The sequence below is a fragment of the Thalassospira profundimaris genome, assembly GCF_003326675.1.
Classification (GTDB): domain Bacteria; phylum Pseudomonadota; class Alphaproteobacteria; order Rhodospirillales; family Thalassospiraceae; genus Thalassospira; species Thalassospira aquimaris.
Genome location: NZ_JPWF01000049.1, coordinates 1 through 563, shown reverse-complemented (window position 1 = coordinate 563; position 563 = coordinate 1). Strand labels below are relative to the sequence as shown.

1 protein-coding gene is annotated in these 563 nt (G+C 57.0%); it reads right to left on the bottom strand.

Going from position 1 to position 563, the window contains the following annotated elements:
• Positions 1-563 (bottom strand): hypothetical protein (locus TH19_RS22860; protein ID WP_181846529.1); only part of this gene is annotated, 563 nt, incomplete at both ends.

The following is a 563-nucleotide window of genomic DNA, read 5'->3' as shown; positions in this document are numbered from 1 at the left end:
CAGAAGTCGCAGTGACGCCAAGATCGAACGATCCGCTGAAGTCGTCAGCGGGCGTGATCGTCAGACCTTCAAGATCACCGGAACTCAGGGTCCAGGTGCCATCGCCATTATCAGTCCCGGCAGACAGCGTCGCACCATCCGTCACACCAGAGATCGTGATCGTCAGAACTTCCGAGCTGTCGGTCAGGCCGGCATCAATATCGAGCTCAATCGCACTGTCTTCAGAACCAGCAGCATCAGTCACATCAAGCGTCGGCGTATCCGCAACGCCGGCGACATCAACCGTGATCGAACCAGTCGAGGTGGCTACGTCTTCGCCATCGGCAGAAGTCGCCGTAACACCAAGATCGAACGAACCGCTGAAGTCATCAGCAGGCGTGATCGTCAGACCTTCGAGGTCTGAAGACGACAAAGTCCAGGTGCCGTCACCATTGTCAATCCCGGCAGACAATGTCGCACCGTCCGGCACGCCACTGATCGTGAAGGTCAGGGTTTCGGAGCTGTCCGTCAAACCAGCATCGATGTCCAAAGAGATGGCAGAATCTTCGCTGCCAGAAGCATCG